Origin of the sequence: Actinomadura sp. NPDC048394 (assembly GCF_040651755.1) — a bacterium.
GTDB lineage: Bacteria > Actinomycetota > Actinomycetes > Streptosporangiales > Streptosporangiaceae > Spirillospora > Spirillospora montaniterrae.
This window is the reverse complement of record NZ_JBEZJL010000039.1, coordinates 73,867-95,771: the sequence shown is the minus strand read 5'-3', so window position 1 is coordinate 95,771 and position 21,905 is coordinate 73,867. Positions and strand designations below refer to the sequence as shown.

The window sequence follows — 21,905 nt, the reverse complement described above, 5'->3', positions numbered from 1 at the left end:
CGGGGCCACCCCCGACCGCCCGGCCCCGGCCGGCCCCCCCGGGGCCGCGGCGGGCCGCGACAGCGGCCCGGTGAGGATCGGCGCCCTGCACCCGGTCAGCGGCGCGAACGCGGTCGACGGCCAGCAGATGCGGCGCGGCGCGCAGATGGCCGTCGAGGCCATCAACGCCGCCGGCGGCATCAAGTCCCTCGGCGGCCGCAAGGTGAAGCTGGAAACCGGCGACACCCAGGGCAAGGCGGAGGTCGGCCAGAGCGAGGCCCAGCGCCTCATCTCCGAGGGCGCGGTCGGCCTCGTCGGCACCTACCAGAGCGCGGTCAGCACGAACGTGTCCGTCGTCGCCGAGCGCAACCGCGTCCCGTTCGTCATGGACGTGACCGCGTCGGACGCGATCTTCTCGCACGGCTACAAGTACTCGTTCCGGGTGCAGCCGGGCAGCGCGGCGATCGCGGGCGCGGCGGCCCGCTACCTCAAGGAGGTCTCCGAGAAGGCGGGCAAGCCCGTCAAGAAGGTGGCGTTCCTGCACGAGCAGACCGACTTCGGCACCGGCGCTGCCGAGGCGTTCGCGAAGGCGGCGAAGAGGCTCGGCATCCAGATGGGCCCGAACATCAGCTACGACGCGGTGACCGCGTCCGACCTCACCGCGCAGATCACCCAGGTCAAGGCGTCCGGCGCGGACGTGCTCGCCGTCGCCGGCTACTACCGCGACGGGCTCCTCGCCGCCAAGGCGATCAACGCGGTCAAGCCGAACCTGAACGCGGTGTGGGGCGTGTCGGACGGCGCGTTCGACCAGCCGAAGTTCGTCAGCGACGTCGGCGCGCTCGGCGAGCGCTACTTCAGCACCAACTACCACTACGACGCGAAGAACCCCGCGACGGTGCGGCTGCGCGCCGAGTACCAGAAGCGGTACGGCGCGCCGATGCGGACCGGCGCCGTCCTCGCCTACGACGCCGTCCAGGTGATCGCACAGGGCGTGGAGCGGGCGGCGAGCACCGACCCGGAGAAGGTCCGCGCCGCGATCGCGGCGTCGCAGGTGCAACCGCTGACCGTCGGCACCGGGCCGATCGCCTTCGCGCCGAACGGCGACAACAAGAACGCGCTGCCCGTCCTCATGCAGGTGCAGAACGGGCAGATCAAGCAGGTCTATCCCCAGGACAAGGCCGAATCCCAGCCCAACTACTCGGTGACGTGGCGGCCATGAGCGACACAACTGCGAACTTCCGCGCGGCCGCGCTGAGCGGCCCCCTCCTCAAGCGCGCCGCCCTGACCGGCGGCCTGGTCGCGATCGCCATCGTGGTCGCGCTGATCCGGTCCGGCAGCGGCCTGGTCGTCTGGCAGTCGGTGGTGACCGGCCTGCTGACCGGCGGCCTGTACGGGCTCGTCGCGATGGGCCTCACGCTGATCTTCGGCGTGCTGGACATCGTCAACTTCGCGCACGGCGCCCTGCTCGCCGTCGCGATGTTCATCGCCTTCGGGGTGGTGCAGGGCACGGGCCTGCACCCCTACCTCACCCTCGTCATCGCGGTGCCGGCGCTGTTCCTGATCGGCGCGGTCGTGCACCGCGGCCTGCTCAGCGGCTCGGGCGGCGCGACGCTGGAGAACCAGCTGCTGATCACCCTCGGGCTGTCGCTGCTGCTGGAGAACGGGCTGCTGATGTTCTTCGGCGCCGAGCCCAAGACCGTCGCGCTGCCCGGCGACTTCCAGTTCTCGCTGTTCGGCGCGGTGGTGACCGGCGGCCGGCTGTACGCGTTCATCGGCGCGATCCTGATCGGCGCAGTGCTGTTCTACCTGCTGCGCCGCACCCGGTTCGGCACCGCGATCCGCGCGGTCGCGGCGAACGGGCAGGGCGCGGAGCTGGTCGGCGTGAACGTCCGCCGCGTCCACACCCTCACGTTCGCCATCGGGACGGCCTGCGCCGGCGCCGCCGCCGTGCTGGCCGCGCCGCTGGTCACCGTGACGCCGACGCTCGGCGACCAGTTCAACATCACCGCGTTCGTGGTGGTGGTGCTCGGCGGGATGGGCAACGTCGCGGGCGCGCTGGTCGGCGGCCTGCTGATCGGGCTGGTCGAGCAGCTCACCACCATCTACATGGGCGGGCAGAGCTCGCTGCTCGGGGTGTTCGTCGTGTTCCTGGTCGTGCTGTTCCTGCGGCCCGAGGGCCTCTTCGGGAGGAAGTCATGAGCGGCATCACCATCGCGGGCGGCCGGGAGACGGGCGGCGCGGTCCGCCCGGTCAAGGCGCCGCCGCTGCGCCCGCAGAACCGGCAGCTGATCGTCCTCGCGGTGCTGCTGGTCGTCGCGATCCCGCTGCCGCTGGTGCTGCCGCCCGCGATGGGCGCGGTCGCGGTCCGCATCCTGATCTTCCTGCTGATGGCCATCGGCTGGAACGTGATGAGCGGGTTCGGCGGGATGTTCAGCTTCGGGCACGCCGCGTTCTTCGGGCTCGGCGCCTACACCAGCGCGTACCTGCTGGTGAAGCACGACGTGTCGCCCTGGATCGGGATGCTGGCGGGGATGGCGGTCGCCGCCGTCGTCGCCGTGGTCATCGGGTACTTCGCGTTCCGCTACAGGCTGCGCGGCGCCTACTTCGCCCTCGCGACGTTCGCGTTCGCCGAGATGCTCCGGCTGATCGCGACGACGACCGACTTCACCAACAAGGCCGTCGGGTTCAGCGTCCCGCTGATCCAGGGCTCCTCGCTCTGGAAGATCCAGTTCGCCGCGGACTCGCCCGCCTACTTCTGGGTCGCGCTCGCGCTCGCCGGGATCGCCGCGCTGGTCAGCATCCTGTTCCTGCACTCGCGGACGGGACGCTACGTCACCGCGATCCGCGACGACGAGGTCGCGGCCGCCGCGCTCGGCACCCCCGTGATGCGCTACAAGCTGGCGACGGTCGCGCTGTCGGCGGCGATCACCGCGGTCGCCGGCGCCTTCTACACGCAGTACTACCTGTTCGTGAACCCGGACCTGGCGTTCGGCTCGTCGGTGTCGATCCAGGCGATCGCGACCGTGGTGATCGGCGGGATCGGCACGATCTGGGGCCCGGTCGTCGGCGCGATCATCCTCGGGTCGCTGTCGGACCTGACGGCGACGCTGCTGCGCACGCCGCCGGACTTCCTGAACTTCCTGCAGGGCCGCAGCGGCCTGGACGTCGCGCTCTACGCGGTCCTGCTGATCCTCATCGTCCGGGTGCTGCCGAAGGGCATCGTCGGCACGATCCAAGCGAGGTGGCGGCGGTGAAGCTGCTGGACGTCGACGGCGTCGGCAAGGACTTCCGGGGGCTGCGCGCCCTGTCGGAGGTCGGGTTCGAGGTGGAGCCGGGGGAGATCCTCGGCATCATCGGCCCGAACGGCGCCGGGAAGACCACCCTGTTCAACGTGATCAGCGGCGCGATCGCGCCCGACACCGGCCGGGTCGTGTTCGGCCGCAAGGACGTCACCGGCGCGGCGCCGCACCGGATCGCCCGCGCCGGCATGGTCCGCACGTTCCAGCTCATGCGTCCGTTCGGGAGCATGAGCGTCCTGGAGAACGTCGGCCTGGCCGCGCAGCACCGCCGGCAGCCGCTGCGCAAGCTGCGCGGCGAGGCGATGGACGTGGTGGAGCGCGTCGGCCTAGGGCCGTGGGCGCACCGTCCCGCGACCGAGCTGCCGACCGCCGGGCTCAAGCGCCTCGAACTGGCCCGCGCCCTCGCGATGCGGCCGAAGGTGCTGCTCCTGGACGAGGTACTCGCCGGCCTCGTCCCCGCCGAGCGCGAACCCGTCCTCGACCTGCTCGCCGCGTTGCGCGAGGAGGACGGCACGACGCTGCTGTTCATCGAGCACATCATGGCCGCCGTCATGCGGCTGTCGGACCGGGTGCTCGTCCTCGACCAGGGGCAGGTGCTGGCCACCGGCTCCGCCGAGCAGGTCACCTCCGACCCGCGCGTGATCGAGGCCTACCTCGGAGAGGAGCCCGGCGATGCTGAGGATTGACAAGCTCTGCGCCGGCTACGGCCGGATGCAGATCCTGCACGAGATCGACCTGGAGGTCGGCGCGGGCGAGATCGTCGCGCTGGTCGGCGCGAACGGCGCGGGCAAGACGACCACCCTGCGGGCCGTCTGCGGGCAGCTCCGCGCGACGTCCGGGACGATCACGTTCGGCGGCGCGTCCACCGCGGGCCGCCGCCCCGACCAGCTCGTCCGCGACGGCCTGGTGCACGTCCCCGAGGACCGGGCGCTGTTCGGCACGCTCACCGTCGAGGAGAACCTGCGGATGGGCGCCTGGACGCGGCCCGCCGCCGAGGTCGACAAGGACATGCGCGAGGTGTTCGCGCTGTTCCCCGTGCTCGCCGAGCGCCGCTCCACGGTCGCGCAGACGTTCTCCGGCGGGCAGCAGCAGATGCTCGCGATCGGCCGCGCGCTGATGGCCCGCCCGAAGCTGCTGATGCTGGACGAGCCGTCCACCGGCCTGTCGCCCAAGCTCACCTGGGCCGTGCTCGACGCGGTCAAGGCGATCCGCGACACCGGGGTGTCGGTGCTGCTCGTCGAGCAGAACGCCAAGCAGGCGCTCGGCATCGCCGACCGCGCCTACGTGCTGGAGAGCGGCTCGACGGTGCTGCACGGGACGGGCGCCGAGCTGGCCGGATCCGCCGAGGTCAGGAAGGCCTACCTGGGACTGTGAACGAAGAAGCGAAGGAGGCGACGGCGCGGCTGGGGGAGTGGGCCGCCGGGCTCGCCGCGGCCGACGTTCCGCGCCCCGTGCTCGACCGGCTCTCGCTCGTCCTGCTGGACGTCTTCGGCGTCACCGCGCTCGGCGCGGCGCTGGACGAGCAGGCCGCCCTGCGGACGGCGTGGAACGCTCCGGACGGCCCCGCCCCGCTGATCGGTGCTGGCCGGGCCGTCACCGTCGACGCCGCGGCCTGGCTGAACGCGATGGCGCTGGTCTCGCTGGAGCTGGATGAGGGCAACAAGTACGCCAAGGGGCATCCGGCGGCGCACGGGTTCCCCGCCGTGCTGGCGCTGGCGGCCGAGATCGACGCGACGGGCCCGGACACGGCCGCCGCGCTGCTGGCCGCCTACGAGGTCGCGTCCCGGTTCGGGCGCGCGACCTCGCTGCGGCCGGGCGCGCACCCGCACGGGAGCTGGGGCGTGGCCGGCGCTGCCGCCGGATGCGCGCGGCTGCTGGGCCTCGGCCCCGAGGCGACCGCCGCGGCGATCGACACCGGCGCCGGGCTGCCGATCGCCGGCCACTTCTCGTCCGCGACGGACGGGAACCCGGTCCGGGACGCGTGGATGGGCGCGTCCAACATGTCCGGCCTGGTCGCGGCGCGGATGGCGGCCGCCGGGCTCGCCCGCAACACCGGCACGGCGGGCGGCTCGCTCGGCGACCTGCTCGGCGGGTTCGACGCCGCCGAGCTGACGGACGGGCTCGGCGACCGGTGGGACATCACCCGCGGCTACTTCAAGCGGCACGCGTCCTGCTCGTTCACCCACCCGGCCGCCGACGCGGTGCTGCCGCTGCGCGCGGGCCTCGACCCGTCCCGGATCAGCCGGATCCTCGTCGAGACGCACGCGCTCGGCGCCGGGCTCGGGTCGCCCGAATGGGACAACCGGCTGTCGGCGATGTTCTCCACCCCGTTCGTCGTCGCCACCGCGCTGCTGGAAGGCGAGGTCGGGCCACGCGCCTCCGACGCCGCCCGCCTCGGTGACCCGGCGCTGCGGGACCTCGCCCGCCGCGTCCGCCTCGTCGCGGCCGACGACCTGACCGCGCGGCTGCCCGCCGAGCGCGCCGCCCGCGTGACGATCGAGCTGGACGACGGCACGTCCCTCACCCGCGAGCAGCCGAACCCGGTCGGCGACGCCGACCACGAGCCGCTCTCCGAGCCGGACGTGATCCGGATGCTGAAGGCGTGGCTGCCGGGCCGCGCCGCCCTGGTCGACCGCGCCGCCGCGGTCGCCCGCGACCTGCCCGAACTGGCCCGCGTCGGCGGCGCGCTGCGCGGGCTGGCCGACGACACCGCCGAGAAGGAGCCGAGTTGATGCGCGCACTGTCCGTGACGCCGATCCACCTGCCGCCGGAGGAGATCACGCGGCGGCAGGCCCGCTACGACCGGCTCGCCCCGCCCGGACTGACGATCGAGCTGCGCGACGTCGGGCCCGGCGCCCCCGGATCGCTGGACGACGAGGAGTCGGTCCGGGTCTCCGAGCGCGAGGTCGCCGCCGCCCTGGCCGCCGCCGTGGCCGAGCCGGACGCGGCCTGGGACGTCGTCTTCCCCGACTGCGTGCTGGACCCGGCCGTCCCGGACGGGCCGTCTGACCAGCGCGTTCCGGTCAACGGGCTGCTGAAGCTGAGTAGCATGGCGCTTGCTGCGAAGAATGTCCGTTTCGGGGCCGTGGTGCGGAACGAGGCGATCGGCGCGGAGCTGGGCCGCCGCCTCAAGGCCTACGGGCTGGACGCCTACGTCGCCGGGATCGCCGTGCTGGAACTGCCGTTCGACGCCGTCGCCGAGGGCGAGACGTGGAACGCCGCGCTCGGCGCGGCGGTCGACGCGCTCGCCGCGCAGGGCGCCGCCGCCGTGATCAACGGCTGCTCCGCCGTGGACGTCGAGGAAGGCCGGTTCCGGGCGGAGGTCGTCGACCCGACCGCCCTCGCGCTGCGGGTCCTCGTCGCCGGGAGGGCGTCATGACCGAGCGAAGCGAGGGCATGATCGCCGTTCTTGCCGGGGGGTGCGGGGGGTCGTCCCCCCGCAGGAGGTGCGCATGACCGACATCGATCTCGTCGTGGCGGGCGCCGGCGGCGGCCTCGCCGGGGCGCTGCGCGCCGCCGAGCTGGGCCTGAGCGTGGTCGTCGTGGAGTCCAGCGAGCATTTCCGGCGCGGCAACAACACCTCGATGTCCACGGCGATGTTCCCCGGCGCGGGCTCGCGCTGGCAGGCCGAGCAGGGCGTGGACGACTCGCCCGCCCGGTTCGTCGACGACATCATGGCCAAGACCAAGGGCAAGGCCGACGCCCGGCTCGCCCGCACGCTCGCGCAGGTCAGCGGGCCGCTGGTCGAGTGGCTCGCCGACTCGGTGGAGCTGCCGCTCGACCTGGTCACCGACTTCAACTACCCGGGCCACTCCGTCACCCGCTGCCACTCCGTCCCCGGACGGCACGGCTCCAGCGTGATCGACCATCTGGCCCGCCGCGCCCGCGCGCACCCGAACATCGACCTGCTCGTCCCCGCGAAGCTCACCAACGTGACGACGGGCGGGGACGGGGCCGTCCGCGCGGCCGTCGTCCGGTACCCGGACGGGACGGAGGAGGAGATCCCGACCCGGGCGGTGCTGCTCGCCACCAACGGGTTCGGCGCGGACAGCGACCTCGTCCGCCGCCACCTCCCGGAGATCGCGGACGCCCTCTACCAGGGCAGCGACCAGTCGCTCGGCGACGCGCTGCGGATCGGCGGCGGCCTCGGCGCGGCCACCGGCTACCTGGACGCCTACCAGGGGCACGGCGCCGTCGCCGCCGGCGCGGGCACCCTCGTCGGCTGGGCGACGATCATCCACGGCGCGATCATGGTGGATCTCGAAGGCCGCCGGTTCGGCAACGAGACCCGCGGCTACTCCGAGTACGCCGCGGAGCTGGCCGCCCGTCCCGGCGCGACCGGCTGGATCGTCCTGGACGAGACGATCTTCCACCAGTGCGAGCCGTTCAAGGACTTCCGCGACACCGTCGAGTCGGGCGTGCTGGTCTGGGCCGACGACGCCGGCGCCCTCGCCAAGGCCACCGGCCTGCCCGCCGACGCCCTCGCCGCCGAGATGGAGACCGCCGCCGCCGTCGCGCGCGGCGAGCGCGCCGACGAGCACGGCCGCACGAACTGGGAGCGCCCGCTCGCGGCGCCGTACGCGGCCGTCCGGGTCGTCCCGGCGCTGTTCCACACGCAGGGCGGGCTGATCGTCAACGAGGACGCCGCCGTCGTCGACCACGACGACCGCCCCATCCCCGGCCTGTACGCGGCGGGCGGCGCGGCGGCCGGGATCTCCGGCCACGGCGCCGACGGCTACCTGCCCGGCAACGGCCTGCTGCCCGCCTTCGGGCTCGCCTACCTCGCGGCCGGCGACGTCGCGCGCCGCCGCCCCACCCCCTGACCCTTTCGAACGCCGACCACCCCACGACACTGAGGAGAGATGAATTGGCCACGACCGAGCTGCTGCTGAAGAACGTGCGGGTGGTCCGCCCCGACGCCCCCGAGGGCGCCGAGCCCGAGCGCCTCGACATCGCCGTCAACGACGGCACCATCGTCCGCCTTGCGCCCGACCTGCCCGATGACGATGCCGCGACGGTGGTGGACGGCGGCGGCAAGCTGGCGTTCCCCGGCGTGGTGGACGCCCACCAGCACTGGGGCATCTACAACGAGCTTGCGACCGACACCCGTTCGGAGAGCCGCGCCAGCGCGCAGGGCGGCGTCACCACGTCGCTGACCTACATGCGCACCGGGCAGTACTACCTGAACAAGGGCGGCCCGTACCGCGAGTTCTTCCCCGAGGTGCTGAGCGCCGCGAACGGCAACGCCTACGTCGACTACGCGTTCCACCTGGCGCCGATGATGGCCGAGCACATCGACGAGATCCCCTACCTCGTCGAGGAGCACGGCGTCACCTCGTTCAAGATCTTCATGTTCTACGGCAGCCACGGGCTGCACGGCCGCTCCACCAGCCAGAGCGAGTTCCTGATGACGCCGCCGGACGAGCGGTACGACATCGCGCACTTCGAGTTCGTCATGCGCGGCATCCAGAAGGCCCGTGAGCAGCTGTCGGACTACGCCGACCACATCTCGCTGTCGCTGCACTGCGAGACCGCCGAGATCATGACGGCGTACACCAAGATGGTCGAGAAGGAGGGCAAGCTCACCGGCCTGCGCGCCTACAGCGCCTCGCGCCCGCCGCACTCCGAGGGCCTCGCCGTCACCATCGCCTCCTACCTCGCGCACGAGACGGGCCTGCCGAACATCAACCTGCTGCACCTGTCGTCGGAGAAGGCGCTGTCGGCGGCGCTGACCATGGCGTCGGCGTTCCCGCACATCGACTTCCGCCGCGAGGTCACCATCGGGCACCTGCTCGCCGACGTCGACACCGCGCACGGCCTGGGCGGCAAGGTCAACCCGCCGCTGCGCGACCGCGAGGACGTCGAGGCGCTCTGGCGGCACGTCCTCGCCGGCGAGGTCGACTGGGTCGTCAGCGACCACGCCTGCTGCCGCGACGAGATGAAGTTCGGCGCCGACCGCGACGACATCTTCCTCGCCAAGTCCGGGTTCGGCGGCGCCGAGTACCTGCTGCCCGGCCTGGTCGGCGAGGGCGTTAAGCGCGGGCTGCCGCTGCAGCGCGTCGCGCAGCTGACCTCGTGGAACCCGGCCCGCCGCTACGGCCTGCTCACCAAGGGCACCATCGCCGAGGGCTACGACGCCGACATCGCGCTGGTCGACCCGGACGTGTCCTGGACGGTCCGCGCCGCCGACTCGGAGTCCACGCAGGAGTACACCCCGTTCGAGGGCTTCCCGATGACCGCGAAGGTCACCGACACGTTCGTGCGCGGCAACCACGTGTACTCCGGCGGCGAGGTGCTCGGCGACCCGGTCGGCAAGTACCTGCGGCGCGGCCGCTGACGGCTCCCTAGGATCATCGGGTGACCAACCAGACCGCGGAACGGCAGTCGTCCGGCACGGAGGTGGCCGGCCGCGTCGCCGACGTGCTGCTGCTGTTCGCCGGGGGGCCGCAGTACCTCGGCGTCAGCGCGATCAGCCGGGAGCTCGGCATCTCCAAGGCCGTCGTGCACCGCATCCTGCAGTCGCTGGTGTCGCGGGAGATGCTGGAGGCCGACCCCGGCGGGTACCGGCTCGGGCCCGCCGCCGTCGCGCTCGGCGTCAGCGCGCTGCGCCGGTTCAACGTCCGCAACGCCGCCGCGCCGGTGCTGCGCCGGCTGCGCGACGAGACCGGCGAGACGACGACGCTGTCCGGGCTCGTCGCCGACGAGCGGGTCTACCTCGACCAGTTCGAGAGCCCGCACGAGGTCAAGATGACCGTCGAGGTCGGCCGCCGGTTCCCGCTGCACGCGGGCTCCTCGGGCAAGGTGATCCTCGCCTTCCTGCCCGAGGAGCGCCGCGAGGCGCTGCTGGCCCGCCCGCTGGCCGCGCTGACCCCCGGCACCGTCACCGACGTGGCGGCGCTGCGCGCGCAGCTCGCCGAGACGGCCCGCGACGGCGTCGGCGTCTCGCTGGGGGAGCGGCAGGCCGACGCCGGGTCGGTCGCCGCGCCGCTGTTCGGCCCGGACGGCGAGGTGCACGGCTCGATCAGCGTCTGCGGCCCCCGGCACCGCTTCACCCCGGAGGCCGTCGACCGGTACCGGGCGCTCGTCCGCGACGCCGCCGAGGAGATCACGCGGACGTGGACGACCCACCGGTGACCGCCCGGTAGTGGGTCGTGAGGCGCCGCTCGTCGTCCAGCGTGTGGAACGCGACGCCGGGCGGCGCCTCGTAGTCGGCGATGGGGCCGTCCTGCCCGGGGAGCCGGATCGTGGAGACGACCCCCGGCGCCACCAGCAGCGGCCGTCCGGCGAATGTGGTGGCCGCCGCCGTGTGCGCGTGCCCGCACAGCACCGCCACCACCTGCGGGTGCCGGTCGAGCACGGCGGCGAGCCGTTCCGCCCCGAACAGCCGGATCCCGTCGACGTACGGGACGCCGAGCGTCACCGGCGGGTGGTGGAAGCAGACGAAGGCCGGTGCCTCGCGACGTTCGCCGAGCACGCCGTCCAGCCATTCGAGGGTGTCGTCGGCGAGGAAGCCGTGGTCCTCCCCAGGGACGGACGAGTCGCACATGGCGAAGACCGCGCCCCCGACCTCGTGCACCCGGTCGACCGGAGCGCCGGACCGCTCCTCGCCGAGCAGCGCCTTCCGGAACGGCTCCCGCCTGTCGTGGTTGCCCGGGCAGGTCAGCACGGGGTGCGGCGACCGGAGGACCTCGCGGGCCTCCTCGTACTCGGCGGGCGCGCCGTGGTCGGCGATGTCCCCGGTGACGAGGACGGCGTCGAGCGGCAGTCCGTCCAGGTGGCGCATGACGCGGCGGGCGCGTTCGCCGGCGCGCTGCCCGCCGTCGAGGTGGGTGTCGCTGAGCTGCGCGAAAGTGATCATGCCGCGAATCTAGGGCGCGACCGGACCAACCTTAAGATCCAGTTCCATGGCGGAAGACTGGACCAGTTCGGGAGTCGACCTGCATCTGGAGCTCGACCCGTCCGGCGGGCGGCGGGACGCCCTCGAACGCGCCCTCCGCGACGCGGTCCGGACGGGGCGCCTCGTGCCGGGCGCGGTCGTCCCGTCGACGCGCGCCCTCGCCGCCCAGCTCGGCGTCTCGCGGGGCACCGTGACGGCCGCCTACGACCAGCTGATCGCCGAGGGCTACCTGACGGCCCGCCAGGGCGCCGCGACCCGGGTCGCCGAGGTCCGCCCCGCCGAGGTTCATTCCGCCGAGGTTCGTTCCGCCGAGCCCGAGGCGCCCGCGCCCGGGAACGCCGTGCCTGGGAAGCTCGCGCCCGAGCCGTCCGCGCCCGCTCCGTCCGGCGGGCCCGTGTGGGCCGGTTCGTGGGCGACCGCCGGGACGGTCGCGCACGACCTGCGGCCCGGCCGTCCCGACCTCGGCACGTTCCCCGCGTCGGCCTGGCTGCGCTCGACGCGCCGCGTGCTGACCACGGCGGGCCCGGAGGTGCACGCGCTCAGCGACCCGCGCGGGCGGCCCGAGCTGCGCGCCGCGCTCGCCGGTTACCTGCGGCGCGTCCGGGGCGTCGACGCCGACCCCGGCCGGATCGTGATCACCTCCGGGTACGCGCAGGGGCTCGGCCTGCTCGCCCGGGTCCTCGGCGACGCCGGGACGTCCGCCGTCGCGATGGAGGAGCCCGGCCACCCGTACCACCGCATGATCGTCGCCCGGGCCGGGCTCCGGATCGTCCCGCTGCCGGTGGACGGCCTCGGCGCCCGCGCCGACCTGCCCATGGACGCCGGCGCGTTGGTGCTCACCCCGGCGCACCAGTACCCGTCCGGCGCCACGCTCGCCCCCGGCCGCCGCCGCGCCGCTGCCGCCTGGGCGCGCGACACCGGCGGGCTCGTCGTCGAGGACGACTACGACGGCGAGTTCCGCTACGACCGCCAGCCCGTCGGCTCGCTGCAGGGCACCGCGCCCGGCCACGTCGTCTACGCGGGCACCGCGTCCAAGACCCTCGCCCCGGCGCTGCGGCTGGCCTGGCTGGTGCTGCCCGCCGCCCTGGTCGAGCCCGTCGCGGAGGCCAAGCGCCTCGCCGACGCGCACACCCCCTCGCTCGGGCAGCTCGTCCTCGCCGACCTGATCACCGGGCACGCCTACGACCGGCACGTGCGCGCCGCCCGGCTGCGATACCGGCGCCGCCGGGACGCGCTGGTCGAGGCGCTGCGGCGGCGGGCGCCGCACGTCCGGGTGCTGGGCGTCGCGGCCGGGCTGCACGCCCTCGTCCTGCTCCCGGACGACGGCCCCGGCGAGGACGAGGTCATGGCGCGGGCGGCGGCGCGCGGCCTCGCGCTGCAGCCGCTCGGCGAGTTCTGGCAGCGGCCGGACGGGCGCCCGCCCGGCCTCGTCGTCGGCTACAGCACCCCGCTCCAGTCCGGCTACCCCGCCGCGCTCGACGCGCTCTGCTCGGTCCTGCGATACAAAGCCTGATCGGTCCGGTTTGTCGGACCTGCTCATCAACACGGCGGGGGCCTTCTGCAAGGATCGTCTGTCATGAGCCTTCTCGAGACCCTGGCCGGCAAGGGACTGCGGCGCGAGCCGCCGACGCGGGACGAGGCGCTGGCGGTGCTGGCGACGTCCGACGACGACATCCTCGACGTGGTGGCCGCCGCCGGCCGCGTCCGCCGGCACTGGTTCGGCCGCCGGGTCAAGCTGAACTACCTGGTCAACCTCAAGTCCGGGCTGTGCCCCGAGGACTGCTCGTACTGCTCGCAGCGGCTCGGCTCGAAGGCCGACGTCCTCAAGTACACCTGGCTGAAGCCCGAGGAGGCCGCCGACGCCGCCGCCGCGGGGATGGCGGCGGGCGCCAAGCGCGTCTGCCTGGTCGCGAGCGGCCGCGGCCCGTCCGACCGCGACGTCGAGCGCGTCGCCGACACCATCGCCGCGATCAAGGAGCGCGGTGACGTGGAGATCTGCGCCTGCCTCGGCCTGCTCCGCGACGGCCAGGGCGAGCGGCTCGCGGAGGCCGGCGCCCACGCCTACAACCACAACCTCAACACCTCCGAGGGCGTGTACGGCGACATCTGCACCACCCACGACTTCAGCGACCGGCAGGACACCGTCCAGAAGTCCAAGGACGCGGGCCTGTCCCCGTGCTCCGGCCTGATCGCCGGGATGGGGGAGACCGACGAGGACCTCGTCGACGTCGCGTTCGCGCTCCGCGACCTCGACGTGGACTCGGTCCCCGTCAACTTCCTCATCCCGTTCGACGGCACCCCGCTCGCCGAGCGGTGGGCGCTCACCCCGCAGCGCTGCCTGCGCATCCTCGCGATGGTCCGGTTCGTCCACCCGGACGCGGAGGTCCGGCTCGCCGGCGGCCGCGAGATCCACCTGCGCAGCCTGCAGCCGCTCGCCCTGCATGTCGTCAACTCGATCTTCCTCGGTGACTACCTGACCAGCGAGGGCCAGGCCGGCAAGGCGGACCTGGAGATGATCGAGGACCTCGGCTTCGAGGTGGAGGGCGCCGAGACGCCCAGCATGCCCGAGCACCGCCGCGCCGAGACGGTGTCCGTCCGCCGCCGCGGCGCCGGGACGGCCCTGCCGCCGAACGCCTGACCGGGACCCCGGGCGGCGTCAGCCGGCCTTGGCGATGATGTCGGCGATGCCGCGCTCCGCGAGCGCGGCGATCGTGAACGACGGATTCGCGCCGCCGACGCTGCCCGGGATCATCGACCCGTCCAGCGCGTACAGGCCCTTGTAGCCCTTCACTCGCCCGTACAGGTCGGACGACCGGCCGAGCACGCAGCCGCCCAGCGGATGCGCGGTCAGCGTCGCCGGCCACCGCACCGAGATCGGGATGGCGTCGGAATTGGCGTGCATCACCTTGTTCACCCAGTCCGACGCCGACTTCGCCGCCGCGTCCGCCTTGCCCGCGAAGTCGGACAGCTTCACCGTCCTGCTCGCCTTGTCGTAACCGAACGTCGCCCGGTTCTCCAGATCGGCGGTCATCACGAGGGTCTGGACGATCGGCAGCCCCTGCGCCTCGATGAGCTGCCAGCTCTCCACCCGCATCGGCAGCTCGAACTCCCCGTCCACGAAGAACGTGGACGCGCTCGGCGCCCCCTGGCTCGGCCCCGCCTGTCCCGCGTAGCTGTACCCCACGTACTGGTCGCCGTTGTCGCCGAACCCCGTCCCCACCGACGCGTCGAGGTCGGGCAGCGCGCCCGTCTCCCGCGCCGCGACCAGCAGCCGGTTGGTGTTGAGCGTCCCGGCGCACAGGAAGAGCAGGTCGCAGGTGTACTCGACGGTGTCGAGCGTCTTGCCCGCGGCGTCGAGATGCCGGACGGCCAGCCGGTACCTGCCGTCCGTCCCGATCCCGACCGATTGCACCTCGCTCATCGTCTGGAACCGCACCTTCCCGGTGGCCTTCGCCGCCGGGATGTAGTTCACCGTCAGGCTGTTCTTGGCGCCGTCACTGCACCCGAAATCCGTCTCGCCCGCGATGGCGGACGGCCGCACCGTCCCGGCGAGCTCCTTGCGGACGACGTCCCAGTTGAACATCGACATGAGCTTCTCGGACGTGTAGCCCGCCTTCGCGACGTGCTGGTCCCACACCCGCGAATGCGTGAACGGCGCCGACCCGTAGACGTCGTCCGGCATCACGCTCGGCTTCAGCACCGACTGCACCTTCGGGTACCACTTCGACGTCATCTCCTGATAGGTGATGTCCGCCGGGAACAGCTTCTCGAAGTACTTCTGCGGCGGCGCCACCGTCGCGCACGTGTACACCAGCGACCCGCCGCCGAGCCCCGCCCCGCACGCGATGTTGAGGTTCTTCTCGTTCGACACCTCCATGACGCCCGCGTACGGCGTCATCGGGAACGGCAGCACCATCGGCCAGTCCGCGTAATTGCGGAACCAGAACATCTTCTCGCTGTAGTTCAGCTGCGACCCGAACACCGCCTTCTGCGGGTCCGTCGCCCATTCCTGGCCGCGCTCCAGGACGAGCGTGTCCACGCCGGCCTGCCCGAGCCGGTAGGCGCTGATCGACCCGCCGAACCCGGAGCCGACCACGATCGCCTTGTAGTCCGTCCTTTCGGCGGCGGACGCCGGGCGCCCCAGCGCTCCGCCCAGCGCGACGGCCAGCCCGCTCCCGGCGGACACCTGCAGGAATGAACGGCGACTGAGCGTGCTCATGGGAAGACCTCCGGCCTCGGGGTGGTTGCCGGAAACTGTCGCCCACGCCTGCGCGGCACGTAATGAAGCCTGTGACCAACTTCACGGCGCGCCTTTGTCAGCCGGCTGACAGAACGGAAATCCGTTGCGCTCGAACCCGCAGCGTCGGCAGCATGCGGGAATGGCCCCGTCCGTCGACGCCACGCCCGCCGTCCCGCCGCCCGCCGCCGGTGAACGCCTGCCCTGGACGGCCGTCCCCGCCGACCTACGCGCCGCCGTCGAGGACGCCCTCGGCGGCCGCGTCGCCGAGGCCGCCACCCAGCGCGGCGGGTTCTCCCCGGGCGTCGCCGCGCGGCTGCGCCTCGCCGACGGCCGCCGCGCCTTCGTCAAGGCGGTCGGGCCGACGCCGAACCCGGACAGTCCCGGCATCCACCGGTCCGAGGCGTCGATCGCCGCCGCGCTGCCCGCCCACGCGCCCACGCCCGCGTTCCTCGGGTCGTTCGACCGCGACGGCTGGGTTGTCCTGCTGTTCGAGGACGTCGACGGCGCGCCCCCGGCCCAGCCGTGGAACCGCGCGGAACTGGACCGCGTCCTGGCCGCCGTTTCCGACCTGGCCCGCAGCCTGACTCCCGCCCCCGTCCGCGCCCCATCGGCCGAGACGCGGTTCGCCGACGAGTTCCGCGGATGGCGTCTCCTCGCCGATGCGCACCGCCGGGGCGAGGACGACCTCACCGGCCTCGACCCGTGGGCCGCCCGCCACCTGCCGCGGCTGGCGTCCCGCGAGCCCGCCTGGCCCGCCGCCGTGAACGGCACCACCCTCGCCCACGCCGACCTGCGAGCCGACAACCTCCTCCTCACACCGGATCGCGTGGTCGTCGTCGACTGGCCCTGGGCCTGCACCGCCGCGCCCTGGTTCGACCTGCTCCTGCTCCTGCCCAGCGTCCGCATGCAGGGCGGCCCGCCCTGCGAGGAACTCTTCGCCGCCCACCCCCTCGCCCGGGACGCCGATCCCGACGCGGTGACGACCGCCCTCATCGCCTGGGCCGGCTTCCTCGTCCGGCAGGGCCGCCAACCGTCCCCGCCGGGCCTGCCCACCCTCCGCGCCTTCCAGACCGCCCAAGGCGTCGCCGCCCTGGAATGGCTTAAAACGAGAATCGACCGGCCATAATCCGCGCATTCATGGCCGGCCCGCACAGCCCAATGACGGGAAGTCGGCCCACACGGTCGTGCCGGGGCCGTCGGGGCGGTGGCCCCACGCCTTCGCGAGCGCGGCGACGATGTGCAGCCCGCGCCCGCTCTCACCGCCCGGATCCGTCCGCACGACCGGCCGCGCGCCGCCCGCGCCGTCATCGGTCACCTCGGCGCGCAGCACCCCGCGTCCCGCCCACAGCGCGATCGTGATCTTTCCGCCCTTCCCGGACGCGGTGTGCCGGATCCCGTTCGCTGCCAGCTCGTCCACCACCAGCGCCATGTCCGCGAGCAATTCCGACCCCGGGGAGATGTGCCCCGGAACCAGCGTGTCCCGCAGAAAAAGCCGAGCATAAGGGACGGAACGGTCAACTCCGGGAAGCGTGAGCGTCCCCAGAAGCTCCATACCGTTCCCCGTGCCCGTCCATACATATCGAGCCTTGCCGGATGCCATCGCGTCCTCCCTCTCTTCGACACCCGCAAGAGTCAAGGCCGGCCCGCCCACTCAACAACATGCTTCCGGCAGATGAGAGGTATTCGTAGGGCCGCCCATAGAGAAGGTGAACATGCGAAGAACGAATATTTCTAACTTCTCGCCGGAGGGAGGCGATCATGTACGCAGTGTGACAACGTGCGGGTCATGGGATACGACCGGCAGACCTACCGCCGCCGGAAGATCGGCGACTCGCTGCGCATGTTCCGGGAAAGCCTCGGCCTGACCCAGAGCGCCGCATGCCGACTCCTCGACCGCTCGCAGGCCTCGCTCAGCGCTTACGAGAACGGCCATCGCGCCATTCGTCCCCGCGACCTCAAACATATTCTGGACGTTTACGGCGTCACGGACACCCTCGTCCGCAGCCGGCTCCTCTCCCTCGCCGCCCAGGGCCGCCAGGACGGCTGGTGGCACGACTTCGACGAGCGCCTCGCCCCCGGCGTCGTCGACTTCGCCTCCCTGGAAGCCGACGCGTTGTACATCTGCAGCTTCGCGCCACAAGTGGTGCACGGGCTGATGCAGTGCGACGACTACGCCAGCGTGGTGATCGGCGGCTCGGGGACCGCGCTTCGGCGTACTCCCCAAGAGATCGAGACCGACATCAGGTTTCGTCTCCACCGCCAGAAGATTCACGATCTCCCGCAGCCTCCCAAGATCGTCATCGTCCTCGGAGAGGCGGCGCTCCGGCAGCGCATGGGCGGTCGGCGCGTCATGCGCGACCAGATGATCAAGCTATTGGAGATGGGCGGGCGTGCCCATATCGAACTCCAGGTCCTTCCCTTCGCCGTTGAGAGTCATCCCGGCCTGGACGGTGCATTCACCATCATGGGAGTAGGCCCGGAAGGACTGCTCGAGGTGGTGACCCTTCACAGCATGACTCGGACGTGGTATGTGGACGAGCCGTCAGACGTCGATCACTACAGGAGAACGTTCGACCTTCTCCGCGAAATCGCACTTCCTGAAAGTGATTCCCGTGAGCTGATCGAACAGATAGTCTCCGAACTATGACTGAGCAGACTCCTTACACCGTCCAATGGCGGACCAGCAGCTACAGCGGTGGTTCTGGCACCGAATGTGTGCAGGTGGGTCTTGTGGAGCCGAGGCGCACCATCGCGACGCGGGATTCGAAAGACCCGTCCGGGCCCGTGCTGGCGTTCACGCCGGGGGAGTGGCAGACGTTCCTCGCCGACGTCAAGCGCGGGGTATATGACGCGTGAGTGAGCGGAGCTTTGCCGGTGCTGGTTGGCGGACCAGTAGTCACAGTTCGGGTCAGGGAACCCAGTGTGTCGAGGTCGCCTGCTTGCCTCAGAGCGTCGCGGCGCGGGACTCGAAGGATCCGTCCGGGCCGGTGTTGACGTTCGGCGCAGAGGAGTGGCGGGCGTTCCTGGCTGAGGTGAAGCGGGGGGTCCATGACTCATGAGTGGCCAGGGAACGTCCGCAGTGCGGTGGCGGACCAGCAGTCATAGTTGCGGGCAGGGCACCGAGTGCGTGCAGGTCGGGAGCGTGACGCAGCGCATTGTGGCGCGGGACTCTAAAGATCCGTCAGGGCCTGTGCTGGCGTTCAGCCCGGGGGAGTGGTGGACGTTCCTGGCTGACGTCAAGCGCGGCGTTCACGACCTATGAGCGGGCAGGAGACGTCCACAGTGCAGTGGCGTACCAGCAGTCACAGCGGGGGTTCGGGCACCGCGTGCGTCGAGGTCGCGAGCATGGGGCGGGGCGTTGTGGCGCGGGACTCGAAGGATCCGTCGGGGCCGGTGCTGGCTTTCAGCTTGACGGCGTGGGCGGCGTTTCTCGGTGACGTCAAGCGTGGGCTTTACGACGCATAGGCGGACGTGAGGCGCCTGCGAAGCGGGGCCGGTCTGGCTGGCGGGTGCCGCTGCGTCCCCGGCCGGGCGTTGGTCAGGGGCGGGTGCTGGTGCGGCGGACGAGGGACCACTCGGCGGCCTGAGCGTCGGGATCCTCGCCCAGTGCGGCACGGGCGCAGGCGGCGCCCTGGTCGCGGAGCGACTGCGCGACGGTCGTCAGGCCCAGCCGTTCCGCCACCGCCGCGTCGTCCCACCCGGTCACCGCCACGTCGCCGGGGACTGTGCGGCCGGCGGCGCGGACGGCGTGGACGACCCCGGCCGCCTGCTGGTCGCTCATCGCGGCGATCGCGTCCGGCGGCTCGGGGGCGGCCAGAAGGGCCGCCGTGAGCCGTTCGGCCTCGGCCGTGTCATTGCGCGCGCATACGGCGACCGTCACGTCGCGCCAGGCGATGCCGGCGTCCTCGGCCGCCAGCCGGTAGCCCTCCAGCCGCTCGCGCGTCACCGGGAACAGGACGTCCGCCGGATCGATGCCCGACGTGATCGTGCTGATCCGGTCCCGGGAGAGCGGGAAGCTCACCACCGCCGGACGCTCCGCGCCCGCGAACGCGAGAGCGCCCACCGCGCGGGCCGCCGCACGGTTGTCGATGCCGACCAGCCCGAGCCCGGCGACCTCGGGACCTCCATGGACCACGGCGGGACGCTTCACGGCCTGGACGGCCGACAGGACCGGGTCGTCGTCGGACGTGGTCCAGACGACGAACCCGTCGACGGCGGCCTCGGTCACGCGCCGGCCGTCGTCGGCGGCGCCCGTGATCGGCAGGATCGTCATGCCGTACCCGCGGTCGGCGCAGACGTCGGCGATGCCCGCCAGGAAGGACGCCGCCTCCGGGTCCTCGAAGGCGTAGCTGAGATGCTCGCCCATGACGACGCCGAGCGTGCGGGTGCTGCCGCGGCGCAGCGACCGGGCGCTCGGATCGGGACCGGCGTACCCCAGCCGCTCGGCGGCGTCGAGCACCTTCGACCGGGCCCGGTCCGACACGCGCTCCGGCCGGTTGTAGGCGTACGAGGCGGTCATGACCGACACGCCGGCCAGCTCGGCGACCTGCGCGAGCGTCACCCGCTTCGAACCCGCGGACGATTCCATGGCGACCACCCTAGCGAGCGTGTGTATCGTTAAACATATGTCGGAAACCTCCGTTCGTTCGCCACGCCGGCTGATCGCCTCGGCGGTCGTGGCCTTCGCGGCGTTCGGCGCGTTCTGGGGCGTGTGGGGCGCCTCCGTGCCGCGGGTGCGGGAGCAGGCCGGCCTCGACGACGGACGGCTCGGCTTCGCGCTGCTGTTCGTCGGCGCGGGCGCGCTCCCGGCGATGCTGCTGATGGGCCGGGCGCTCGATCGCTGGGGAGCGCGGGTCGCGGGCGCGGCCATCGCCGCCCTCGGCTGCGCCGGCGCCGCGATGGTCCTGACCGCGGTGAACCTGGCGGCTCTGTCCGCGGGGCTGGCCGTCGTCGGCGCGACCAGCGGGGCGGCGGACGTGGCGATGAACGCGGTCGCGGGCCGTGCCGAGCGGATCGCCGGGCGCCCCGTCATCACCCGCGCCCACGGCGTCTTCTCGGGTCTCGTGGTCCTCGCGAGCCTCGCCACCGGGGCGGCCGCGTCGCTGCCGGTCGCGGTCCCGTTCACGGCCGTGGCCGTCGTCTCTTTGATCGCCGGCGCCGCCCTGTTCAAGGCGCTGGACGACGACGCCGGTCGAACGCGCGAGCACGTCCCGGAACCGGCTCCGGCCGGGCGAGGCCGGATCGCCCCGTTCGTGCTCATCGGGACGCTGGGCGCGCTCGGATTCGCCGGAGAGAACGCCCACCAGAGCTGGAGCGCGGTCTTCGCCCACGACGAACTCCATTCGGGCGGCGGGCTCAGCGCCGTCGCGCCGGCCGTGTTCGCCGGCGTGGTCGCGGTCACCCGCTTCGCCGCCGGCGGACTCGGGGCGGCCCATGCGCGCGCGGTTCTGCTCGGTGGCGCGACGGCCGCGGCGGCCGGTGCGGCCCTCATCGCGGTGGCGCCGACGCTGCTCGTCGCCGGGGCGGGCCTGGCGGTGGCCGCCGCCGGGACGGCGGTGCTGTTCCCGACGCTGCTCGGCATCGTCTCCCGCAACGTCGAGGAGACCCGCCTGGGCCGCGCGACCTCCGTCGTCACGACCGTGTCCTACCTCGGGTTCCTCCTCGGCCCGGTCTACGTCGGGGTGTGGGCCGATGCCGTCGGGCTGCGCGGAGCCATGCTCGCGATCGCGGCTCTGGCCGCCGCCCTGTTCGTCCTCACACCGGCGCTGCTGCGCGCGAGCGGCCTGACCCGCCCCTCGGCTCGTCCGGTTGTGGCGTGTCGCCCTCATGCGGTCCCGCAAAAGGGCAACACGCCATAGCTCAACGGTCGCGGGCGACGCCGGCGATGGTCGTGGTGACGACCTTGCGGACCGCTTCGGCGTCCGGGCGGGGGCCGGTGCGGTCGGCGAAGACCAGGTGTCCGGCGCCGACCAGCATCGGGGCGAGGGTGTCGATGTCGGCGTCGGCGGCGATGCGGCCGAGGTCGCGTTCGGCGGCGAGGTAGGAGGCGATCATCGCGGTCGCCTCGGACGCCAGCGGGACCCCGGTCGGCCGGGTCGCGCGGAGTTTCGCGCGCAGCTCGTCCCGCGAGGTGATGAGGGCGACGATGGCCACCGCGACCGACTCGAACACGGTGGTCAGGGCCTCGGCGAGGTTGCCGGTGACGGTCCCGGTCCCGGCCGACCCGCACAGCGCCGCCTCCTGCGCCTCGACGCGGGCGATGCGGTCCTCGACGAGCTCGGCGAGGAACGTGTCGAAGTCGTCGAAGTGCCGGTGCAGGACGCCCTTGGCGCAGCCGGCCTCGGTGGTGACGGCCCGGCTGGTCAGCGCGTTCGGCCCGTCGCGGAGCAGGACGCGCTCGGCCGCGTCGAACAGCTGCTGGCGCGCGTCCCGCAGGGCCACTCCGGTCGGCACAGTGCACCTCTCCCTCCGTGCGCCCGTTGACAGAGTG

24 protein-coding genes are annotated in these 21,905 nt (G+C 72.8%); 19 read left to right on the top strand and 5 right to left on the bottom strand.

Going from position 1 to position 21,905, the window contains the following annotated elements; translation table 11 throughout:
• The 10 genes from AB0C78_RS27705 to AB0C78_RS27660 form a co-directional block, all read left to right on the top strand.
• On the top strand, nt 1–1,198 hold a 1,198-nt coding region (locus AB0C78_RS27705), incomplete at its 5' end, for an ABC transporter substrate-binding protein (RefSeq protein WP_360753172.1).
• The gene (locus AB0C78_RS27700; RefSeq protein ID WP_360753169.1) at nt 1,195–2,178 is read left to right on the top strand and encodes a branched-chain amino acid ABC transporter permease; all 984 of its coding nucleotides are present in this window, start codon (nt 1,195–1,197) and stop codon (nt 2,176–2,178) included. The genes AB0C78_RS27705 and AB0C78_RS27700, both read left to right, overlap by 4 nt.
• Entirely contained in the window at nt 2,175–3,233 is a 1,059-nt protein-coding gene (locus AB0C78_RS27695; protein ID WP_360753167.1) for a branched-chain amino acid ABC transporter permease, read from the top strand. Before AB0C78_RS27700 ends, AB0C78_RS27695 begins: the two co-directional genes overlap by 4 nt.
• The gene (locus AB0C78_RS27690; RefSeq protein ID WP_360753164.1) at nt 3,230–3,964 is read left to right on the top strand and encodes an ABC transporter ATP-binding protein; all 735 of its coding nucleotides are present in this window, start codon (nt 3,230–3,232) and stop codon (nt 3,962–3,964) included. The genes AB0C78_RS27695 and AB0C78_RS27690 overlap by 4 nt, the downstream gene beginning before the upstream one ends.
• Nucleotides 3,951–4,652 carry an ABC transporter ATP-binding protein gene (locus AB0C78_RS27685; protein WP_151543993.1) on the top strand — a complete coding sequence of 234 codons (702 nt, stop codon included), beginning with the start codon at nt 3,951–3,953 and terminating at the stop codon, nt 4,650–4,652. The genes AB0C78_RS27690 and AB0C78_RS27685 overlap by 14 nt, the downstream gene beginning before the upstream one ends.
• The gene (locus AB0C78_RS27680) at nt 4,649–6,010 is read left to right on the top strand and encodes an MmgE/PrpD family protein (protein ID WP_360753161.1); all 1,362 of its coding nucleotides are present in this window, start codon (nt 4,649–4,651) and stop codon (nt 6,008–6,010) included. Before AB0C78_RS27685 ends, AB0C78_RS27680 begins: the two co-directional genes overlap by 4 nt.
• Complete coding sequence (locus AB0C78_RS27675; RefSeq protein ID WP_360753158.1) at nt 6,010–6,657, top strand: aspartate/glutamate racemase family protein; 648 nt, start codon at nt 6,010–6,012, stop codon at nt 6,655–6,657. Before AB0C78_RS27680 ends, AB0C78_RS27675 begins: the two co-directional genes overlap by 1 nt.
• 73 nt (nt 6,658–6,730) lie before the next feature.
• The gene (locus AB0C78_RS27670; protein ID WP_360753155.1) at nt 6,731–8,101 is read left to right on the top strand and encodes an FAD-binding protein; all 1,371 of its coding nucleotides are present in this window, start codon (nt 6,731–6,733) and stop codon (nt 8,099–8,101) included.
• A 44-nt stretch (nt 8,102–8,145) separates the two neighbouring features.
• A complete protein-coding gene (locus AB0C78_RS27665) occupies nt 8,146–9,615 on the top strand; it encodes a dihydroorotase family protein (protein WP_360753152.1) in 1,470 nt (489 codons plus the stop codon).
• A 20-nt stretch (nt 9,616–9,635) separates the two neighbouring features.
• Complete coding sequence (locus AB0C78_RS27660; protein ID WP_151543996.1) at nt 9,636–10,412, top strand: IclR family transcriptional regulator; 777 nt, start codon at nt 9,636–9,638, stop codon at nt 10,410–10,412.
• Here AB0C78_RS27660 and AB0C78_RS27655 read toward each other — a convergent pair.
• Nucleotides 10,384–11,136 (bottom strand): metallophosphoesterase, encoded by a 753-nt coding sequence (locus AB0C78_RS27655; protein WP_360753149.1) that lies wholly within the window; start codon nt 11,134–11,136, stop codon nt 10,384–10,386. The two genes, AB0C78_RS27660 and AB0C78_RS27655, sit on opposite strands and share 29 nt — an antisense overlap.
• A 46-nt stretch (nt 11,137–11,182) precedes the next feature.
• Between AB0C78_RS27655 and AB0C78_RS27650 the strand changes: the two genes are divergently transcribed.
• Both AB0C78_RS27650 and bioB read left to right on the top strand, forming a co-directional pair.
• Nucleotides 11,183–12,688: a PLP-dependent aminotransferase family protein gene (locus tag AB0C78_RS27650; RefSeq protein ID WP_360753146.1), complete on the top strand. Its 1,506-nt coding sequence runs from the start codon at nt 11,183–11,185 to the stop codon at nt 12,686–12,688.
• A 63-nt stretch (nt 12,689–12,751) separates the two neighbouring features.
• Entirely contained in the window at nt 12,752–13,813 is a 1,062-nt protein-coding gene (bioB, locus tag AB0C78_RS27645) for a biotin synthase BioB (RefSeq protein WP_360753143.1), read from the top strand.
• 18 nt (nt 13,814–13,831) lie between these two features.
• Here the strand turns inward: bioB and AB0C78_RS27640 are convergent, their stop codons facing one another.
• The gene (locus tag AB0C78_RS27640) at nt 13,832–15,394 is read right to left on the bottom strand and encodes a GMC oxidoreductase (protein WP_360753140.1); all 1,563 of its coding nucleotides are present in this window, start codon (nt 15,392–15,394) and stop codon (nt 13,832–13,834) included.
• 160 nt (nt 15,395–15,554) lie between these two features.
• Between AB0C78_RS27640 and AB0C78_RS27635 the strand changes: the two genes are divergently transcribed.
• A complete protein-coding gene (locus AB0C78_RS27635; RefSeq protein WP_360753138.1) occupies nt 15,555–16,541 on the top strand; it encodes an aminoglycoside phosphotransferase family protein in 987 nt (328 codons plus the stop codon).
• A 9-nt stretch (nt 16,542–16,550) separates the two neighbouring features.
• Here the strand turns inward: AB0C78_RS27635 and AB0C78_RS27630 are convergent, their stop codons facing one another.
• Nucleotides 16,551–16,967, bottom strand: a complete 417-nt coding sequence (locus AB0C78_RS27630) for an ATP-binding protein (protein WP_360753135.1) — start codon at nt 16,965–16,967, stop codon at nt 16,551–16,553.
• A gap of 234 nt (nt 16,968–17,201) precedes the next feature.
• Here AB0C78_RS27630 and AB0C78_RS27625 point away from each other — a divergent pair, with 234 nt between their 5' ends.
• From AB0C78_RS27625 to AB0C78_RS27605, 5 genes are read left to right on the top strand one after another with little or no spacing between them, the layout of a single operon-like run.
• The gene (locus AB0C78_RS27625; RefSeq protein WP_360753132.1) at nt 17,202–18,062 is read left to right on the top strand and encodes a helix-turn-helix transcriptional regulator; all 861 of its coding nucleotides are present in this window, start codon (nt 17,202–17,204) and stop codon (nt 18,060–18,062) included.
• On the top strand, nt 18,059–18,271 hold the full coding sequence (locus AB0C78_RS27620) for a DUF397 domain-containing protein (protein ID WP_151544004.1): 213 nt from the start codon (nt 18,059–18,061) through the stop codon (nt 18,269–18,271). Before AB0C78_RS27625 ends, AB0C78_RS27620 begins: the two co-directional genes overlap by 4 nt.
• The gene (locus AB0C78_RS27615; RefSeq protein WP_360753129.1) at nt 18,268–18,474 is read left to right on the top strand and encodes a DUF397 domain-containing protein; all 207 of its coding nucleotides are present in this window, start codon (nt 18,268–18,270) and stop codon (nt 18,472–18,474) included. Before AB0C78_RS27620 ends, AB0C78_RS27615 begins: the two co-directional genes overlap by 4 nt.
• A complete protein-coding gene (locus AB0C78_RS27610) occupies nt 18,471–18,677 on the top strand; it encodes a DUF397 domain-containing protein (RefSeq protein WP_360753127.1) in 207 nt (68 codons plus the stop codon). The genes AB0C78_RS27615 and AB0C78_RS27610 overlap by 4 nt, the downstream gene beginning before the upstream one ends.
• Nucleotides 18,674–18,880: a DUF397 domain-containing protein gene (locus AB0C78_RS27605; protein WP_360753124.1), complete on the top strand. Its 207-nt coding sequence runs from the start codon at nt 18,674–18,676 to the stop codon at nt 18,878–18,880. Before AB0C78_RS27610 ends, AB0C78_RS27605 begins: the two co-directional genes overlap by 4 nt.
• Before the next feature lie 73 nt (nt 18,881–18,953).
• Here AB0C78_RS27605 and AB0C78_RS27600 read toward each other — a convergent pair whose 3' ends face one another.
• Nucleotides 18,954–20,003: a LacI family DNA-binding transcriptional regulator gene (locus tag AB0C78_RS27600; RefSeq protein ID WP_360753121.1), complete on the bottom strand. Its 1,050-nt coding sequence runs from the start codon at nt 20,001–20,003 to the stop codon at nt 18,954–18,956.
• A gap of 37 nt (nt 20,004–20,040) precedes the next feature.
• Between AB0C78_RS27600 and AB0C78_RS27595 the strand changes: the two genes are divergently transcribed.
• On the top strand, nt 20,041–21,273 hold the full coding sequence (locus AB0C78_RS27595; protein WP_360753119.1) for an MFS transporter: 1,233 nt from the start codon (nt 20,041–20,043) through the stop codon (nt 21,271–21,273).
• Nucleotide 21,274: 1 nt separating this feature from the next.
• On the opposite strand, the gene AB0C78_RS27590 is transcribed toward AB0C78_RS27595, so the two are convergent.
• Nucleotides 21,275–21,868 (bottom strand): TetR family transcriptional regulator, encoded by a 594-nt coding sequence (locus AB0C78_RS27590; RefSeq protein WP_360753117.1) that lies wholly within the window; start codon nt 21,866–21,868, stop codon nt 21,275–21,277.
• Nucleotides 21,869–21,905 lie beyond the last annotated feature (37 nt).

Coding starts and splice junctions, on each gene's coding strand:
- AB0C78_RS27700 (WP_360753169.1), top strand. CDS start 1,195: ATGAGCGACACAACTGCGAACTTCCGCGCGGCCGCGCTGAGCGGCCCC.
- AB0C78_RS27695 (WP_360753167.1), top strand. CDS start 2,175: ATGAGCGGCATCACCATCGCGGGCGGCCGGGAGACGGGCGGCGCGGTC.
- AB0C78_RS27685 (WP_151543993.1), top strand. CDS start 3,951: ATGCTGAGGATTGACAAGCTCTGCGCCGGCTACGGCCGGATGCAGATC.
- AB0C78_RS27675 (WP_360753158.1), top strand. CDS start 6,010: ATGCGCGCACTGTCCGTGACGCCGATCCACCTGCCGCCGGAGGAGATC.
- AB0C78_RS27670 (WP_360753155.1), top strand. CDS start 6,731: ATGACCGACATCGATCTCGTCGTGGCGGGCGCCGGCGGCGGCCTCGCC.
- AB0C78_RS27655 (WP_360753149.1), bottom strand. CDS start 11,136: ATGATCACTTTCGCGCAGCTCAGCGACACCCACCTCGACGGCGGGCAG.
- AB0C78_RS27650 (WP_360753146.1), top strand. CDS start 11,183: ATGGCGGAAGACTGGACCAGTTCGGGAGTCGACCTGCATCTGGAGCTC.
- bioB (WP_360753143.1), top strand. CDS start 12,752: ATGAGCCTTCTCGAGACCCTGGCCGGCAAGGGACTGCGGCGCGAGCCG.
- AB0C78_RS27640 (WP_360753140.1), bottom strand. CDS start 15,394: ATGAGCACGCTCAGTCGCCGTTCATTCCTGCAGGTGTCCGCCGGGAGC.
- AB0C78_RS27635 (WP_360753138.1), top strand. CDS start 15,555: ATGGCCCCGTCCGTCGACGCCACGCCCGCCGTCCCGCCGCCCGCCGCC.
- AB0C78_RS27630 (WP_360753135.1), bottom strand. CDS start 16,967: ATGGAGCTTCTGGGGACGCTCACGCTTCCCGGAGTTGACCGTTCCGTC.
- AB0C78_RS27625 (WP_360753132.1), top strand. CDS start 17,202: ATGGGATACGACCGGCAGACCTACCGCCGCCGGAAGATCGGCGACTCG.
- AB0C78_RS27620 (WP_151544004.1), top strand. CDS start 18,059: ATGACTGAGCAGACTCCTTACACCGTCCAATGGCGGACCAGCAGCTAC.
- AB0C78_RS27610 (WP_360753127.1), top strand. CDS start 18,471: ATGAGTGGCCAGGGAACGTCCGCAGTGCGGTGGCGGACCAGCAGTCAT.
- AB0C78_RS27605 (WP_360753124.1), top strand. CDS start 18,674: ATGAGCGGGCAGGAGACGTCCACAGTGCAGTGGCGTACCAGCAGTCAC.
- AB0C78_RS27600 (WP_360753121.1), bottom strand. CDS start 20,003: ATGGAATCGTCCGCGGGTTCGAAGCGGGTGACGCTCGCGCAGGTCGCC.
- AB0C78_RS27595 (WP_360753119.1), top strand. CDS start 20,041: ATGTCGGAAACCTCCGTTCGTTCGCCACGCCGGCTGATCGCCTCGGCG.